The following is a 13478-nucleotide window of genomic DNA, read 5'->3' as shown; positions in this document are numbered from 1 at the left end:
CCTAGCCGTCAGGGATATTCAGCCGGCAGGGGAGCGCAAGCCCGCCAGCAGGAATAGGTGAACAACATATGCCAGTGTACGTAGACTACGACGTTCCAGCAGACCTCCAGGAGCGAGCCCTCGAAGCGCTCGAAGTGGCTCGTGACACGGGTAGCGTGAAGAAAGGTACCAACGAGACGACCAAAGCCGTCGAGCGCGGCAACGCCTCGCTCGTCTTCGTCGCCGAGGACGTCTCCCCCGAGGAAATCGTGATGCACCTCCCCGAACTCGCCGAGGAGAAGGGCATCGGTGTCGTGTTCGTCGAGACGCAGGACGAACTCGGCAACGCCGCTGGCCTCGAAGTCGGCAGTGCGGCCGCGGCCGTCGTCGACGCCGGCGACGCCGAGGACGACGTCGAGGACATCGCGACGAAAATCGAGGACCTTCAGTAATCAGCCATGAGCGCTGAGGAATCCGAAGAGGGCGCCACGCCCGCCGAAGTCATCGAGGTCGTCGGCAAGACCGGGATGCACGGCGAGGCGATGCAGGTGAAGTGTCGCATTCAGGAGGGTGGCAACCAGGGCCGCATCATCACGCGGAACGTCCTGGGTCCCGTCCGCGTGGGGGACGTCATCCAACTGAAGGAAACCGCCCGCGAGGCAGACTCCATCGGTGGTCAGTGATGGTTCAGAACCGAACGTGTGACTACTGTGGCGACGACATCGAGCCCGGTACGGGCACGATGTTCGTCCACAACGACGGCAGCACCGTCCACTTCTGCTCCGCGAAGTGCGAGAAGAACGCCGACCTCGGCCGCGAGCCGCGCGACGTGGAGTGGACCGAGGAGGAAGCCGAGACCGAGGAGGTCGAGGAGTAGATGAGCCACCACGACGAGCGCACCTTCGTGATGGTCAAGCCGGACGGCGTCCAGCGCGGCCTCATCGGCGACGTCGTCTCCCGCCTCGAGGACAAGGGCCTGAAGATGGTCGGCGGGAAGTTCATGCAGATCGACGAGGACCTCGCCCACGAGCACTACGCCGAACACGAGGACAAGCCGTTCTTCGACGGGCTCGTGGAGTTCATCACGAGCGGTCCGGTGTTCGCGATGGTCTGGGAGGGCGCCGACGCCACCCGCCAGGTCCGACAGATGATGGGCGCGACCGACGCGCAGGAGGCCGCTCCCGGCACCATCCGCGGTGACTACGGGAACGACCTCGGCCACAACCTCATCCACGGGAGCGACCACGAGGACGAGGGCGCAAACGAGCGCGAAATCAGCCTGTTCTTCGACGAGGACGAACTCGTCGACTGGGACCTCGGCACCTCGCAGTGGGTGTACGAGGACGCCGGCGACCACTGAGGTCGCCCGCTTCTCCGCGGTTTTCCTGTTTCCGAGCGACGCGTCTGTCCCGCCGGGGGAGACGAGACGGCGACCCGAGGGAACGACATTTACCGTGTCAGTGCGGACGGCGTTCTCATGGGAGACGATTCGAGCGACGAGACGCCGCTGTCGCCGGGTGACGCGTTCGCGGCGCTCGGCCACGAGATTCGCGTCGGGATTCTGGAGGCGCTGGCGGATGCGACGCGCGTCGAGCGTCCGCTGGCATTCTCCGAGTTGCGCGGCCGCGTCGGGACCGTGGACTCGGCGAAGTTCAACTACCACCTCGGCGAACTGGTGGGGCACTTCGTGGCGCGCACCGACGACGGCTACGACCTGCGGCCCGCGGGGGAGCGCGTCGCGGAGGCGGTGCTGTCGGGCGCCGTCACCGACGACCCCGTGATGGACCGCGTGCCAATCGACGCGACGTGTCCGTACTGCGGGGCGGGCGTGGAGATGGCGTACCGCGACGAGCGCACGGCCGCGTTCTGTCCGGAGTGTCGCGGCGCGTACGCCATGAGCGCGGGTCGCGTCGAGAAGGACGCGCCGGACGAGTACGGGTTCCTCGGCTACCTCGACCTGCCGCCGGCGGGCATCCAGAACCGAACGCCGACCGAGGTGTTCGAGACGGCGCTCCGCTGGCACCTCTCGGGGCAACTGCTGGCGTCGACGGGGACGTGTTCGCGGTGTTCCGCGCCGATGGAGGAGTGGCTGACGCTGTGTGACGACCACGAGGGCGGCGACGGCGCCTGTCCGGAGTGCGACAACCGCTACGCGGCCCAGCACTCGGCCAGGTGTACGAACTGCGTCTACTCTCGGCGCACCACGTTCGGCGTCTACCTGCTGGACAGCGTCGAGTTGCAGTCGTTCCTGACGGCCCACGGCGTCGACCTCGTGTCGCCGGACTACGACCAGTTCGCGTCGGTGGTGATGAACTACGGCGAGGAGATTCACGACGCCGACCCGTTCGAGGCGTCGTTCACGTTCACCGCCGACGGCGACGCAATCACGCTCACCGTCGACGACGACTTCGACGTGGTGGATGTCGCCGAGCAGACCGTCGACTGACGACGCCGGCGGCCACGGGTTTCATGGCAGTTCGTTTCCTCTCGCGGGTATGGACTGTGTCGTCTGCAACAAGACGGGGGCTACCTACCGGCTGGTGGACGGGCGCGCCGCGGGCGTCTGCGAGCAGTGCGTCGCGGAGTACTTGACTGGCGACATCGACAACGAGAACTGCCTGTACTGCGCCGACACCGGCGACTACGACCTCGTGGAGTACACGGGGCCGGTGACCGAAGCGGGCGACGAGTCACCCGACGAGTACGAGTCGGTGACCGACGGCGTGGTGTGCCGTCGGCACTTCGACAACCTCGTCGGCGAGGGAACTTAGTCGTCGGCGGGCGTCGGCGCCGCAACGTCGATGTCGCCGGCGTCGAGGTCGGCTTCGACGTTCCGCGCGGCCTCCACGAGGTTCGCCATCTTCTCGTAGGCGACCTCGCGGGGCAGGAGTTTCACGCCGCAGTCCGGGCTGACCGTCAACTGCTCGGGTGGGACGACCTCCAGTCCCTTCCGGATGTTCGCCTCGATTTGCTCGACCGATTCTACCTCGGCGACGTGCGCGTCGACGACACCGAGCGCGAGGTCCGCCGTGAACGCGGGGTCTTTGAACACGTCGAGTTGTTCGTAGTCGCCGTTCGCGAGTTCGAGGTCGAACTCGTCGACCGGGTACTCCAGAATCTCCGGGTAGATGCGGGAGTAGTCGCCGTAGCAGACGTGGAGACCGATGCGCACGTCGTCGGGGATGCCCGCCGCGATGCGTTCGAGGCACTCGCCGACGATGGCGTGGTCGTCGGGCGTCGTCGCGAGCGCGGGCTCGTCGATTTGGATGTAGCGCGCGCCGGCGTCCACGAGTTTCTCGATTTCCTCGTTGACGAGGTCCGCGAGGTCGTAGGCGAGTGCCTCCTCGTCGTCGTAGGCCTCGTTGAAACTCCAGTTCGCGAGCGTGTACGGCCCCGTGATGGGGACTTTGACCGGGCGGTCGGCGACGCCCGCGGTGAACTCGTACTCGTCGACGAGCCACGACTCGTCGTAGGCGACGTCGTCGACGACGCTCGGCTTGTCGAAGTAGTTGTGCCCCCACACCTTGACCGGGCCGTTGAACTCGTAGCCGTCGATGCGGTGAGCGAAGAACTCCACCATCTCGTTGCGCCGCATCTCGCCGTCCACCACGACGTCGAGGCCGGCGCGCTCGTGTTCGTTCGTGATGAGTCGGCACGCGTCGTCCTCGGCTTCCGCGAGTTCGTCGTCGCCGAAGTCCGCGTCGTCGTCCTCGTGGAGGTCGTTCGCGCGGTCGAGCCACTTCGGCTTGGGGTAGGAGCCGACCACGGTGGTCAACAGGAAGTGGTCGTTCGGGTGGTCCGCTGGCCGGAACTGGTCGCGGTGCGTCATGCTTCCACCTCCGCTTCCTCGACGGCCTCCGGGTCGGTGGCGGCGCCGAGGGCGCGCAGTTTCTCCTCGAAGCGGTTCACGGGCAGATAGAACAGGCCGGTGTTCGACGTGACGTAGGCGTCCTCGAAGTCCGTCGGCACCTGGTCGTCGAACCAGTCGACGCGCTCCCGAATCGTCTCCGGGGACTCGACGAGCGTGTTCTGGCCGTCCACGACGCCGAGCGCCACCGAGTCCTTGGTGCCGTACTCGGCGACGTTGTAGACGTTGTCGTCGTGGTTCGAGACGAGGTCGTAACCCACAGCGTCCACGTCGGCGTCGAGCAGGTGGGCGTGGACCTTCTCGTCGAGGGCGCCCCAGTACGGGTGCGCGACCACGTCGGCGTCCACGGCCGAGGCGACCGCGTCGATGGCGTCGCTCGCGCGCTCGTCCTCGCCGTCGCCCGGCGCGTTCTCGACGAGCGACGGTTCGAGGAGGAACACCGTCTCGACGGCGTCCGGGAACGCTTCGACTTCGCCCGCGAGGAAGTCGGCGACTGCGGCGAGGAAGTCGGTGTCGTCGCCGTAGTGCTCGTCGGTCGCGAGGTCCGCCAGCGAGTACGGACCTGGCACGACCGCCTGCAGGTCGTCGGTGAGACTGGCCGCGGTTTCGAGGTCGTCGGCGAGGTCGCCGGAGAAGGTGAGGTCGCCGGTGACGACGGGGTCGCGATAGAAGTTGTTGTTGTCGTAGTACCGCACGATGCCGCCGGGGTCGACGGCGTCGTGGACTGTCAGGGGGTGTGCGAGCATGTCGTCCCAGCGGGCCTGTCCCTCGACGACGCGGTCGAGGCCGGCGTCCTGCTGGATGGCGACGAGTCGCTCGCGCACGTCGTCGTACTCCGCGGCGACGGCGTCGGACTCGTCGCCGGAGACGAGGTCGTGTTTCTGGTGGCCCTTGAGGTCCGACAACGTCTCTTTGGCGTCGTCGGGGAGCGGATAGAGGCCGGGCGTGGTGGCGATGCGGTTCATCTACCACCCGCTACGGCATACCCTCGTTTAATATTTTCTGTAGCCGAATATGCTTCTTAGTTATTTCCAGAGTTTGAGCACGCTGAGCGTCTCGAACGGGAACGACTCCTCGCGCACCGCCACCGCCGAAAACCCGCGCTCGCCCGCGTACTCGATGACCTCGTCGACCCCCGTCAGCGTACTCACGAGCACCAACGCGAAACCGTCCGGCGCCAGCACGCGCCCCACGTCGTCGAGGAACGGTTCGACGACGGCGCGCCCGTCGTCACCCCCGGACAGCGCCACCTCCATCCAGTCCTCGCGGGCCGCGTCGTCGTCTCGCGGCAAGTACGGCGGATTGAACACCACGGCGTCGAACGCGCCGTCTCGGAACGCCGACACGAGGTCCGACCGAACCACGGGGACGCCGCGGTCGGCGGCCTGCCGCACGGCGTACGGGTTCAGGTCCGAACCCACCACGTCCGCTCCCGTCTCGTCGGCGACGGTCGCCGCGACGTAGCCCGAGCCAGTGCCCACGTCCAGTACGCGCGCCGGCGGCTCTATCTCCGACACCGCCGCTTCGGCGAGCAGTCGCGTGTCCTCGGCCGGCTGGTACACCTGCGTCTCCGCCCCCCGGCGGTCGGCGAGGTCAGTCATCCTCGCCCTCGACGCGCTCTACCGCCGACTCGCGGTCCGGGGCGGCGTCGTCGCCGCCCACCGCGGCGGGCGGTTCGTCCTGCACCCGGAACCCGCCGGTCTCCGCGCGCCCCGACAGTTCGCGCTGCGGGAACGGAATCTTCACGCCCGCCTCGTCGAACGACGACTTTACGGCGCGAATCACGGACGTCTGCGCGCGCCACCGCCGCCGCGCACTCGGCTTGTCTATCCAGAACCGGAGGTCCAAGACGACGGCCGACGCGCCGAACTCCTTCAGGACGACCTGCGGGCGGGGCACCGTCAACACGTCCTCCACGTCGCCCATCGCCTCCTTGGCCAACTCCATCGCGTGTTCCACGTCGGAACTGTAGTCTACCCCGACCTCCACGTGGATGCGGAGCCGCCCCTTTCGGGAGCGATTCACGACCTCCTGGGAGCCGACGTAGTCGTTGGGCAACATCACGTACTCGCCGTCGAACGTCTGCAGGCGTGTGTTCACGATGGTGATGTCGGTGACGATGCCGTCGTTGTCGCCGATTTCCACCCAGTCCCCGATTTCGAACGGCCGCGAGAACATCAACACGAGACCGGCGATGACCGCGCCGAGCGTCTGTCGCGCCGCCATCCCGAGCACGATGCCCGCGAACCCCGCGCCGATGAGCAGGCCGCCGAGTTCGATGCCCCAGAACCCGAGCACCGCCACGAGCGCGACGATGTACGTCGAAATCTGGAGAATGCGGTACGTGATTTCGGCCTGGTGGTCGCTGATGCCGTCGCGTTTCTTCAACACGCGCTCGACGCCGCGGTGGATGACGCCGGTGCCGACGTACACCGCCGCGAAGAACCCGACGGTCAACGCCGCCCGCCCGAGCAGTTTCGCCTGCACCTCCAGTTCGCGGAGTCGCGTCTGGGCCTGCGTCTCCAGGTCCCAGACCACCACCACGAACACCGCGGCGACCGCGAGCGCGCCGAGTGTCACCGCCACCACGAGGAGGTCGACGACGCGTGACTCCCGGCGCCCGATTTCGCGGCGCGCGAGCCACAACACGCCCGCTGCCGCGACGACCGCGGCCGCGGTTCCGAGCGCTCGCTCGACCAGCGAGAGGTTGTCCACCGCGACCTGCATCGCCGCGAGCCAGTTCACCCGCCGTCACCCCCCTCGACGCCGAGCGCGACGTTCGCGAGCGCCGCGAACGCCGACGGGTCGAGGTTCCCCGGGCGCTGCCGGAGCACGTCCTCGTCGACCGCCGCGACCACCGCGTCCGCGTCCGACAGCCCCGAAATGTGGGCGGTGTTCCGAATCGCGTTCCGCACCGTCTTCCGGCGCTGCGTGAACAGCGCCTTCACGAAGTCGAGGAAGAAGGCCTCGTCGCCGACTTCGTAATCCGGCTCTCGGGGCGTCACGCGCACCAGTGCGCTCTGTACGCGCGGCTGCGGGTCGAACGCCTCACGCGGCACGGTCTCCACGACTTCCACGTCCGCGTAGTGCTGGGCCGCGACCGACAGCCGCCCGTACTCGCTGGTGCCTGCCTCGGCGGCCATCCGCTCGGCGAACTCCAACTGGTACATCAACACCATCGGCTTCCCCAGCGGGAGCAGGCGGAACGTCGTCTCGCTGGACACGCCGTAGGGCAGATTCGACACGGAACACGTGAAATCCGGGAGGTCCACGTCGAGGACGTCCCCCTCGACGATTTCGAGGTCGCCGGCCGCGATTTCGTCCGCGAACTCCTCGCGCAGGAACGCCGCGTACCCCTCGTCGCGTTCGACCGCCGTCACGCGGTCGGCGGCGTCGAGCAGGCGGTCGGTGAGCGCGCCGGTCCCCGCGCCCACTTCGAGGACGTGCGAGCGGTCGAAGGACTCGGCGAACGTCGGAATCCGGTCGAGGACGCGGTCGTCCACGAGGAAGTGCTGGTCGAACGACGGGTCGGGTCGTCCCGCCCGCCGAATCAGCGCGTCCGGGTCCCGCGAATCAGTCATTGCCGTCAATAACTCCCGGGGCGTCCTAAACCCCGCGTTACGACTGCGCGAAGTTGTGGTACTTCAAGTCGTCTTCCTGCATCTCGTCGAGGATGCGCTCGACGATGATTTCGCGGGGGTTGTGGAGGCCGTCGACGCGCTCCTCGATGTCCTCGAAACTCTCGAAGGGGCCGTGGCGCTTTCGCTCTTCGAGGATGTTGTCCCGGAGTTTGTCGCCGATGCCCGGCAGGAGGTTCAACTGGTGGAGTCGCAGCGAGATGGGTTGGGCGTCGTTGTAGAAGTCGACGAACCGCTGTTCCTCCTCGTCGACCACGTCCTCAACGACGTAGTCCAACTCGGAGCGCGCGCCGTCGGAGAGGTCGTCGTAGTCCACTTCGCGGCCGCGCTCGATGCCCTCGGCGAAGTCCGGGCGAATCCGCACGCGGTCGAGAATCGAAATGTCCGCAGTCGGGTCGAGTTTCATCTCGTAGAGCGTGAAATCGTCCGTAGAGACGGCGTACGCCAGCGGGCCGTCGCCGTAGCCGCGGCCGTCCGAGCGGCCGTGTGCGAGGTAGTCGAGAACGACGGCGAACTCCTCGTCGTCCGTCGAAGGCGAATCACTCATACGAACGGGTACGCCCAGCCGACACTTAAACGGTCGGCCACTCAGGCGTACTTCGCGACGACGTCCAGCACGTCGTCGAGTTCGTCGCCGGAGAGTGCGTACCGCTCGTTCGCGAACACGGCGCGCAGTTCCGTGCGCGTCCGCGGGAGGAGGTCGGCAATCTTGTACGCGACGGACTCGTCGTCCAGCGCGTCGAGGTCGAGGAGTTCCGCGACCAGTTCGCGGGACTCCTCCGGTTCGAGCACCGCAAAGCGGTTGACGTGTTCGACGGCGCGCGCCAACTCGAAACGCATCTCGCGGTCCTCGTCGAGCGCGCGCTCGGCCTCGACGTCGGAGAGCAGTTCCTTGGCCTCCGAGACGGTCAGGAACTCCTCGTCGAGCGTCTCCTTGAAGATGGTCATGTTACTCTTCCTGCGCGCGGAGGTGGGCGGCGTTCGCGATGACGATCTTGTCCTTGCCGCCGTCGTTGACCTGCACCTTGAACGCGGCGCCCTGCTTCCCGACGACGGTGCCGGTGTGGCCGCTGAAGCGAGCGTGGAAGCGACCGTCGTTCACGCTCGGGTCGATTTTGAGGTGGACCTTCTGGCCCTCCTCGAACTCGGTGACGGCGCGCTGGGGCGGCGACGTACCGCGTTCTCGGGGCTTGTTCGAGAGTTTCTCGCGCGTGCTGTTGAGGGGTCCGTTGGAGCTCGGCATAGTCGTATGCAGTCTCGTACTTCCGTCGAGGGTAAAAAAGAATCGTTCCCACCCAAGCGTGTCTCGGCGCCCCACGAACGAACAGACCTAACTCTCGGGCCGTCGCAGTTCTCGGTATGAGCGACGACGACGAACACATCGAGACGCGCGCGATTCACGCGGGACAGGAGCCCGACGAGGAGACGGGCGCGCTGATGACGCCCATCTTCGCGAACTCCACGTACGTGCAGGACGGGCCGGGCGACCACCGCGGCTACGAGTACTCGCGCACCGGGAACCCGACGCGCACGGACCTCGAAGACAACCTCGCGAGCCTGGAGGGCGCGGAGTACGGGCGCGCGTTCTCCTCGGGGATGGGCGCCATCAACACCGTCCTGAACCTCCTCGAAGCGGGCGACCACGTCGTGGCGGGCGACGACGTGTACGGCGGCACGCACCGCATCTTCACGCAGGTGTACGAGGACTACGACGTGGACTTCGACTTCGTGGACACGACAGACCACGACGAAGTCCGGTCGGCGATGCGAGAGTCGACGGAGTTGGTGTGGGTGGAGACGCCGACGAATCCGCTGATGAACGTCAACGACATCGGCGCGCTCGCGGACATCGCCCACGAGCACGACGCGCTCTGTGCGGTGGACAACACGTTCGCGACGCCGTACCTCCAGCGCCCCATCGAGCACGGCGCGGACGTCGTCTGCCACAGCCTCACGAAGTACCTCGGCGGGCACTCGGACCTCGTCGCGGGCGCGCTGATTACGGACGACGAGGACATCGACGAGCAGCTCGGGTTCTACCAGAATTCGGTCGGCGCGACCCCGAGCCCCTTCGACTGCTTCCTCGTGCTCCGCGGGACCAAGAGCCTGAGCGTGCGGATGGACCGCCACTGCGAGAACGCGAGCGAACTCGCCCACTGGCTGGACGACCACGACAGCGTCGACACCGTCTACTACCCCGGGCTGGAGAGCCACCCGCACCACGACCTCGCGGCAGAGCAGATGGACGACTTCGGCGGGATGCTCTCCTTCGAGTTGGACGCCAGCCTCGACGAGGCCAGCGAGTTCGTGAGCGAGACCGAGGTGTTCACGCTCGCGGAGTCGCTTGGCGGCGTCGAGTCGCTCATCGAACAGCCGGCGGCGATGACCCACGCCGCCATCCCGAAAGCAGAGCGCGAGGCGGCGGGGCTCACCGACCCCCTGATTCGCGCGAGCGTCGGCATCGAGAACGTCGACGACCTGAAGGCCGACCTCCAGCAGGCGATGGACGCCGCCCTCGACTAAAACCGCTGTTTCAGCCCCGAGAAAGCGTTTATCCCGGGCGCTCGTTCTCGCAGATATGAAGCGACGTGCGTTCGTCGGCGTGCTCGCCACCACCGCGTTCGCTGGGTGTGCGGGCGTCGCCGGCAACAGCGACGACGAACCGTCTCCGAGCGACGACACAACGACCGAAGACGACGAGACGACCACGCCGACCGAGCGCGAGGGCGACGGGCCCGAGAGCGGCTACGATATTACGGACGTCGAGACGGACGACGTGTCCCTCGACGGCGTCTCCATCGAGGTGTCGGTCGCGGAGCAGGCGACGACCGACCGCCCGGCGTCCCTCCGCGTGGCGTTCACGAACGAGGGTGACGAACCTCGGGAGTTCCAGTTCGGGTCGCTCGTGCCGTGGGACGCCCTCTGGGGCGACGCCGATACCGGCGGCGAACTGTTCCTCGCGCCCGACGACGGCGTCGTCCCCGAGGAGTCCCCGGACGGGTGCTGGCAGGCGACCGACGGCGTCGCGCTCGCCAGTGTCGTGCGCTCCGCGGAACTGGACGCCGGCGAGACGGTGTCGCGGACGTTCGCGGTGCTCGCGCCCCACGAGGGCGACGCCTGCGTGGAGACCGGGACCTACCGGTTCGAGGGCGGCATCCGGGCCGCGCCGGACTGGGGGTTCGACGTGGAAGTCCGGCGCTACACCGCCGAGGAGTGACGAGAAGCGCCGCTACGGCAGCGTAGCGAACCGAGAGAAGTTCGTCCGGCTCAGATGCGGCCGACTTCTTCGACGGCGACGGACTCGACGTCGTCGACCGTGGAGAACGCCTCCTCGACGGCTTCCGTCCCGCCGGAGTCGTCGGGGACGATGACCGTCGTGAGGAGCGCGGTGAGACCGAACGCGACCTCCTCGGTCTCGGTGCCGTTGATTTTCGCGCCCTCGGGGAGCGACTCGGAGAGGCGCTCCTGAAGTTCGTCGAGGTCGACGTCCGGGCTGTTCGGCATGACCTTGAGGACGGCGGCGACCTTCCCCATGGTTACGGCCCCCGGAACCCGCAGTCGGGACACTCGTAGAGGTTACTCTGCTTCCGGCACTTGGCACACCGGTAAATCTGCTGGCCACAGTCCGGGCACTTGAACGCGGCCGCAGTCGTGCCGGAGATGTTGATGCCACAGGAGACGCACTTGCGCGCCTGCTTGGCTTCGCTCATACACGGACTATGCGCCCGGACGCGTTTTAACCATTGTCTTTCGGCAGCGTCGTCGGCGACCCGGCGACAGAACTCACGACCCGGGGAGAATGTCGCCGAGGGCGGCGCCGATGGCCATCGGCGTGAGCGCCACGGCCACCGTACAGGCTGCGAGCCACGGGTCAGTCCACGAGACGCGGCCCCACGCGGTGAGGAGGACTGCGGCCGTCGCGCCGGACGCGGCGAGCACGCCGACGAGTCGCCGCGGCAGGAACCCGAAGAACGGGTCGGCGACGCGGACGTCCTGGAACTCCGCGACGTAGAGGACGCCGTGGACGACCGCGACGGTCGCCGCGAGGCTCCCTGCGAGGAGCGCGGGGTTGCTCGCGACGAACGCGCCCGCCTCGTTGGTGCCGCCCTCGACGGCCATCGGGATGCCGAACAGGAGGGCGCCGAGCACGGCTTCCGCGGCGTCGTGACGGTCGAACCCGTAGATGACTTGTCCGAACGCGCCGCCCTCCTGGATGTCGCCGGCGAGGTGTTTGAGTTCGTCCAGTCGCCGTCGGGCGTCCGGGTCGTCGACCACGTCGTCGAGGTCCTCCAGTTCGTCGACGAGGTCCGAGACGTCGGGCGGGTCGTCGTCCGCTGGCGGCGCGCTCATGGGCGGTCGTCGCCCCGGAGCGGCTTAAACGTCCGTTCGCCGCGGTCCGAGCGCGCGAGTCCAGCGAGGTAGGTTTAAACGCGCGCGGCCGGAAGCGTCGGGCATGACTGGACACGGATGGTTCGCCGGCGTGGACGCCGCGGACCCGTCGGCGGCGGGCGACGCCGTCCGCGAGGGGAGCGCGGACGCGCCCGCCGACTGGCCGCGCGAGGCCGTCGACGCGGGCGTCGCGCCCGACGAGGCGGCGTACTACGAGTTGTTGCGCGAGGCGACGCTGGCGGGCACCCGAGCGGCGGTCCGGGAGCGCGAGCGCGCCGACGACCAGCAGTTGATTCACGCGGTGCGGGCGATGAGCGACCTCGCGGAGACCGCGAACGAACTCGCGGAGCGCGGCACCGAGTGGGCGGGGAGCGTGTTCGACGACGTGCGCGGCGGCGTGGACGGCGCGCGCGACGTGGCGACCCGCGACCCGGCGACGCCCAGCGAGGAGCGCGCCGTCTCGCTGTGTCGGCGCGCCGCGGACCTCGCCGACGAGCGCGACGACATCGCGGACTACGTGGAGCGACAGGGGCCGGCGGTCGCGCCGAACCTCTCGGCGCTCGCCGGCCCGGTGCTCGCGGCGCGCCTCATCGCGCTCGCGGGCGGCCTCGGCGCACTCGCGAAGAAGCCGAGTGGCACCCTGCAGGTGTTGGGGGCGGAGGACGCCCTGTTCGCGCACCTCCGCGGACACGCGCCGTCCCCGAAACACGGCGTCATCTACACCCACGAGTACGTCCGCGGCACCCACCCCGAACACCGCGGGTCGGCGGCACGCGCGCTGGCGGGGAAACTCACCATCGCGGCGCGCGTCGACCACTACTCGGGCGAGCGCCGCCCCGAACTGGACGAGGAACTCGACGAGCGAATCGAGCGCATCCGAGCGCGTGATACGGAATGACCCTCCCGGACGGCGTGGAGCGACGCGATTTCGGCGACGAGTCGGCGCTCGCGACGCGGGGCGAACCGGCGTACGGCGAGCCCGTGGTCGACGGCTGGCGGCGCTGGGACGCCCACCGGTCGAAACTCGGCGCGACGCTCGAACTCGGCGTCGACACGGGGCTGGCGGGCGGCGACTCGGTGCTGTACCTCGGCGCGGCGAACGGGACGACGGTGAGCCACGTCGCGGACTTCGCGGGACCGACGTACGCCGTGGAGTTCGCGCCCCGTCCCGTCCGCGACCTGCTCGACGTGGCGGAAGCGCGGACGAACCTCTTCCCGCTGTTGAAGGACGCGCGAAAGCCCGAGACGTACGCCCACGTCGTCGAGTCCGAACTCGACGCAATCGTACAGGACGTGGCGACTCGGGGACAGGCGGACGTGGCGCTCGCGAACCGCCAGTTCCTCGCCGACGACGGGCGGTTCGTGGGCGCGGTGAAGGCCAGAAGCGAGGACGTGACCCGCGACCCCGGAGACGTGTTCGAGGACGTCCTCGACCGCCTGCGCGACGGCTACGAGGTGCTGGCGACGGAGCGACTGGAGCCGTACCACGAGGACCACCTCGCCGTCGTCGCGACGCCGAAGTGAACGCGCGACCGACGGCCTCGACAACTTAGCCCGCCGCTTCCAGAACTATTTACGCGCTCGAAGGAAAAGACCCGGCGAGC

General features: G+C 68.2%; 21 protein-coding genes. 10 read left to right on the top strand and 11 right to left on the bottom strand.

Going from position 1 to position 13478, the window contains the following annotated elements; genetic code table 11:
* Positions 1-68: 68 nt before the first annotated feature.
* From rpl7ae to LT972_RS04570, 6 genes are all read left to right on the top strand, one after another.
* Positions 69-431, top strand: a complete 363-nt coding sequence (rpl7ae, locus tag LT972_RS04595; protein ID WP_232572024.1) for a 50S ribosomal protein L7Ae — start codon at positions 69-71, stop codon at positions 429-431.
* Positions 432-437: 6 nt separating this feature from the next.
* Positions 438-662: a 30S ribosomal protein S28e gene (locus tag LT972_RS04590; RefSeq protein ID WP_010902833.1), complete on the top strand. Its 225-nt coding sequence runs from the start codon at positions 438-440 to the stop codon at positions 660-662.
* Positions 662-856, top strand: coding sequence for a 50S ribosomal protein L24e (locus tag LT972_RS04585; protein WP_232572023.1), 195 nt, complete (start codon positions 662-664; stop codon positions 854-856). Before LT972_RS04590 ends, LT972_RS04585 begins: the two co-directional genes overlap by 1 nt.
* Positions 857-1339, top strand: coding sequence for a nucleoside-diphosphate kinase (ndk, locus tag LT972_RS04580; RefSeq protein ID WP_232572022.1), 483 nt, complete (start codon positions 857-859; stop codon positions 1337-1339).
* Positions 1340-1456: 117 nt separating this feature from the next.
* Positions 1457-2425, top strand: coding sequence for a winged helix-turn-helix domain-containing protein (locus LT972_RS04575; RefSeq protein ID WP_232572021.1), 969 nt, complete (start codon positions 1457-1459; stop codon positions 2423-2425).
* Positions 2426-2474: 49 nt separating this feature from the next.
* A complete protein-coding gene (locus tag LT972_RS04570; protein WP_232572020.1) occupies positions 2475-2750 on the top strand; it encodes a hypothetical protein in 276 nt (91 codons plus the stop codon).
* Here LT972_RS04570 and LT972_RS04565 read toward each other — a convergent pair.
* The 8 genes from LT972_RS04565 to LT972_RS04530 are packed head-to-tail and all read right to left on the bottom strand — an operon-like array spanning position 2747 to position 8728.
* Positions 2747-3808 (bottom strand): methionine synthase, encoded by a 1062-nt coding sequence (locus tag LT972_RS04565; protein WP_232572019.1) that lies wholly within the window; start codon positions 3806-3808, stop codon positions 2747-2749. The two genes, LT972_RS04570 and LT972_RS04565, sit on opposite strands and share 4 nt — an antisense overlap.
* Positions 3805-4812 carry a 5-methyltetrahydropteroyltriglutamate--homocysteine methyltransferase gene (locus LT972_RS04560; RefSeq protein ID WP_232572018.1) on the bottom strand — a complete coding sequence of 336 codons (1008 nt, stop codon included), beginning with the start codon at positions 4810-4812 and terminating at the stop codon, positions 3805-3807. Before LT972_RS04560 ends, LT972_RS04565 begins: the two co-directional genes overlap by 4 nt.
* 60 nt (positions 4813-4872) lie before the next feature.
* Complete coding sequence (locus tag LT972_RS04555; protein WP_232572017.1) at positions 4873-5448, bottom strand: HemK2/MTQ2 family protein methyltransferase; 576 nt, start codon at positions 5446-5448, stop codon at positions 4873-4875.
* Complete coding sequence (locus LT972_RS04550; RefSeq protein ID WP_232572016.1) at positions 5441-6592, bottom strand: mechanosensitive ion channel family protein; 1152 nt, start codon at positions 6590-6592, stop codon at positions 5441-5443. Before LT972_RS04550 ends, LT972_RS04555 begins: the two co-directional genes overlap by 8 nt.
* Positions 6589-7428 (bottom strand): 16S ribosomal RNA methyltransferase A, encoded by an 840-nt coding sequence (locus LT972_RS04545; RefSeq protein WP_232572015.1) that lies wholly within the window; start codon positions 7426-7428, stop codon positions 6589-6591. Before LT972_RS04545 ends, LT972_RS04550 begins: the two co-directional genes overlap by 4 nt.
* A 37-nt stretch (positions 7429-7465) precedes the next feature.
* Positions 7466-8032, bottom strand: coding sequence for a DUF655 domain-containing protein (locus LT972_RS04540; RefSeq protein WP_232572014.1), 567 nt, complete (start codon positions 8030-8032; stop codon positions 7466-7468).
* Between the two features lie 41 nt (positions 8033-8073).
* Positions 8074-8433 carry an RNA polymerase Rpb4 family protein gene (locus LT972_RS04535; RefSeq protein WP_232572013.1) on the bottom strand — a complete coding sequence of 120 codons (360 nt, stop codon included), beginning with the start codon at positions 8431-8433 and terminating at the stop codon, positions 8074-8076.
* Between the two features lies 1 nt (position 8434).
* On the bottom strand, positions 8435-8728 hold the full coding sequence (locus tag LT972_RS04530; protein WP_232572012.1) for a 50S ribosomal protein L21e: 294 nt from the start codon (positions 8726-8728) through the stop codon (positions 8435-8437).
* 116 nt (positions 8729-8844) lie between these two features.
* On the opposite strand from LT972_RS04530, the gene LT972_RS04525 reads away from it, so the two are divergent.
* Together LT972_RS04525 and LT972_RS04520 are read left to right on the top strand one after the other, a co-directional pair.
* Complete coding sequence (locus tag LT972_RS04525) at positions 8845-10008, top strand: cystathionine gamma-synthase (RefSeq protein ID WP_232572011.1); 1164 nt, start codon at positions 8845-8847, stop codon at positions 10006-10008.
* Between the two features lie 55 nt (positions 10009-10063).
* Complete coding sequence (locus LT972_RS04520; protein ID WP_232572010.1) at positions 10064-10702, top strand: hypothetical protein; 639 nt, start codon at positions 10064-10066, stop codon at positions 10700-10702.
* A 50-nt stretch (positions 10703-10752) separates the two neighbouring features.
* Here the strand turns inward: LT972_RS04520 and LT972_RS04515 are convergent, their stop codons facing one another.
* The 3 genes from LT972_RS04515 to LT972_RS04505 form a co-directional block, all read right to left on the bottom strand.
* The gene (locus LT972_RS04515) at positions 10753-11019 is read right to left on the bottom strand and encodes an elongation factor 1-beta (protein ID WP_232572009.1); all 267 of its coding nucleotides are present in this window, start codon (positions 11017-11019) and stop codon (positions 10753-10755) included.
* Positions 11020-11021: 2 nt separating this feature from the next.
* Positions 11022-11195: an HVO_2753 family zinc finger protein gene (locus LT972_RS04510; RefSeq protein ID WP_232572008.1), complete on the bottom strand. Its 174-nt coding sequence runs from the start codon at positions 11193-11195 to the stop codon at positions 11022-11024.
* A 73-nt stretch (positions 11196-11268) separates the two neighbouring features.
* Positions 11269-11835 carry a DUF2391 family protein gene (locus tag LT972_RS04505; RefSeq protein ID WP_232572007.1) on the bottom strand — a complete coding sequence of 189 codons (567 nt, stop codon included), beginning with the start codon at positions 11833-11835 and terminating at the stop codon, positions 11269-11271.
* Positions 11836-11938: 103 nt separating this feature from the next.
* Between LT972_RS04505 and LT972_RS04500 the strand changes: the two genes are divergently transcribed.
* Positions 11939-12772, top strand: a complete 834-nt coding sequence (locus tag LT972_RS04500; protein WP_232572006.1) for an NOP5/NOP56 family protein — start codon at positions 11939-11941, stop codon at positions 12770-12772.
* The gene (locus LT972_RS04495) at positions 12769-13398 is read left to right on the top strand and encodes a fibrillarin-like rRNA/tRNA 2'-O-methyltransferase (protein WP_232572005.1); all 630 of its coding nucleotides are present in this window, start codon (positions 12769-12771) and stop codon (positions 13396-13398) included. Before LT972_RS04500 ends, LT972_RS04495 begins: the two co-directional genes overlap by 4 nt.
* Positions 13399-13478 lie beyond the last annotated feature (80 nt).

It is taken from the genome of Halobacterium litoreum (assembly GCF_021233415.1).
Lineage (GTDB): Archaea > Halobacteriota > Halobacteria > Halobacteriales > Halobacteriaceae > Halobacterium > Halobacterium litoreum.
This window is presented reverse-complemented; position numbering and strand designations above follow the sequence as displayed.

Coding starts and splice junctions, on each gene's coding strand:
- LT972_RS04545 (WP_232572015.1), bottom strand. CDS start 7,428: ATGACTGATTCGCGGGACCCGGACGCGCTGATTCGGCGGGCGGGACGA.
- LT972_RS04500 (WP_232572006.1), top strand. CDS start 11,939: ATGACTGGACACGGATGGTTCGCCGGCGTGGACGCCGCGGACCCGTCG.
- LT972_RS04510 (WP_232572008.1), bottom strand. CDS start 11,195: ATGAGCGAAGCCAAGCAGGCGCGCAAGTGCGTCTCCTGTGGCATCAAC.
- LT972_RS04520 (WP_232572010.1), top strand. CDS start 10,064: ATGAAGCGACGTGCGTTCGTCGGCGTGCTCGCCACCACCGCGTTCGCT.
- LT972_RS04515 (WP_232572009.1), bottom strand. CDS start 11,019: ATGGGGAAGGTCGCCGCCGTCCTCAAGGTCATGCCGAACAGCCCGGAC.
- LT972_RS04530 (WP_232572012.1), bottom strand. CDS start 8,728: ATGCCGAGCTCCAACGGACCCCTCAACAGCACGCGCGAGAAACTCTCG.
- rpl7ae (WP_232572024.1), top strand. CDS start 69: ATGCCAGTGTACGTAGACTACGACGTTCCAGCAGACCTCCAGGAGCGA.
- LT972_RS04560 (WP_232572018.1), bottom strand. CDS start 4,812: ATGAACCGCATCGCCACCACGCCCGGCCTCTATCCGCTCCCCGACGAC.
- LT972_RS04575 (WP_232572021.1), top strand. CDS start 1,457: ATGGGAGACGATTCGAGCGACGAGACGCCGCTGTCGCCGGGTGACGCG.
- LT972_RS04495 (WP_232572005.1), top strand. CDS start 12,769: ATGACCCTCCCGGACGGCGTGGAGCGACGCGATTTCGGCGACGAGTCG.
- LT972_RS04565 (WP_232572019.1), bottom strand. CDS start 3,808: ATGACGCACCGCGACCAGTTCCGGCCAGCGGACCACCCGAACGACCAC.
- LT972_RS04585 (WP_232572023.1), top strand. CDS start 662: ATGGTTCAGAACCGAACGTGTGACTACTGTGGCGACGACATCGAGCCC.
- LT972_RS04555 (WP_232572017.1), bottom strand. CDS start 5,448: ATGACTGACCTCGCCGACCGCCGGGGGGCGGAGACGCAGGTGTACCAG.
- LT972_RS04505 (WP_232572007.1), bottom strand. CDS start 11,835: ATGAGCGCGCCGCCAGCGGACGACGACCCGCCCGACGTCTCGGACCTC.
- LT972_RS04540 (WP_232572014.1), bottom strand. CDS start 8,032: ATGAGTGATTCGCCTTCGACGGACGACGAGGAGTTCGCCGTCGTTCTC.
- LT972_RS04525 (WP_232572011.1), top strand. CDS start 8,845: ATGAGCGACGACGACGAACACATCGAGACGCGCGCGATTCACGCGGGA.
- LT972_RS04570 (WP_232572020.1), top strand. CDS start 2,475: ATGGACTGTGTCGTCTGCAACAAGACGGGGGCTACCTACCGGCTGGTG.
- ndk (WP_232572022.1), top strand. CDS start 857: ATGAGCCACCACGACGAGCGCACCTTCGTGATGGTCAAGCCGGACGGC.
- LT972_RS04590 (WP_010902833.1), top strand. CDS start 438: ATGAGCGCTGAGGAATCCGAAGAGGGCGCCACGCCCGCCGAAGTCATC.
- LT972_RS04535 (WP_232572013.1), bottom strand. CDS start 8,433: ATGACCATCTTCAAGGAGACGCTCGACGAGGAGTTCCTGACCGTCTCG.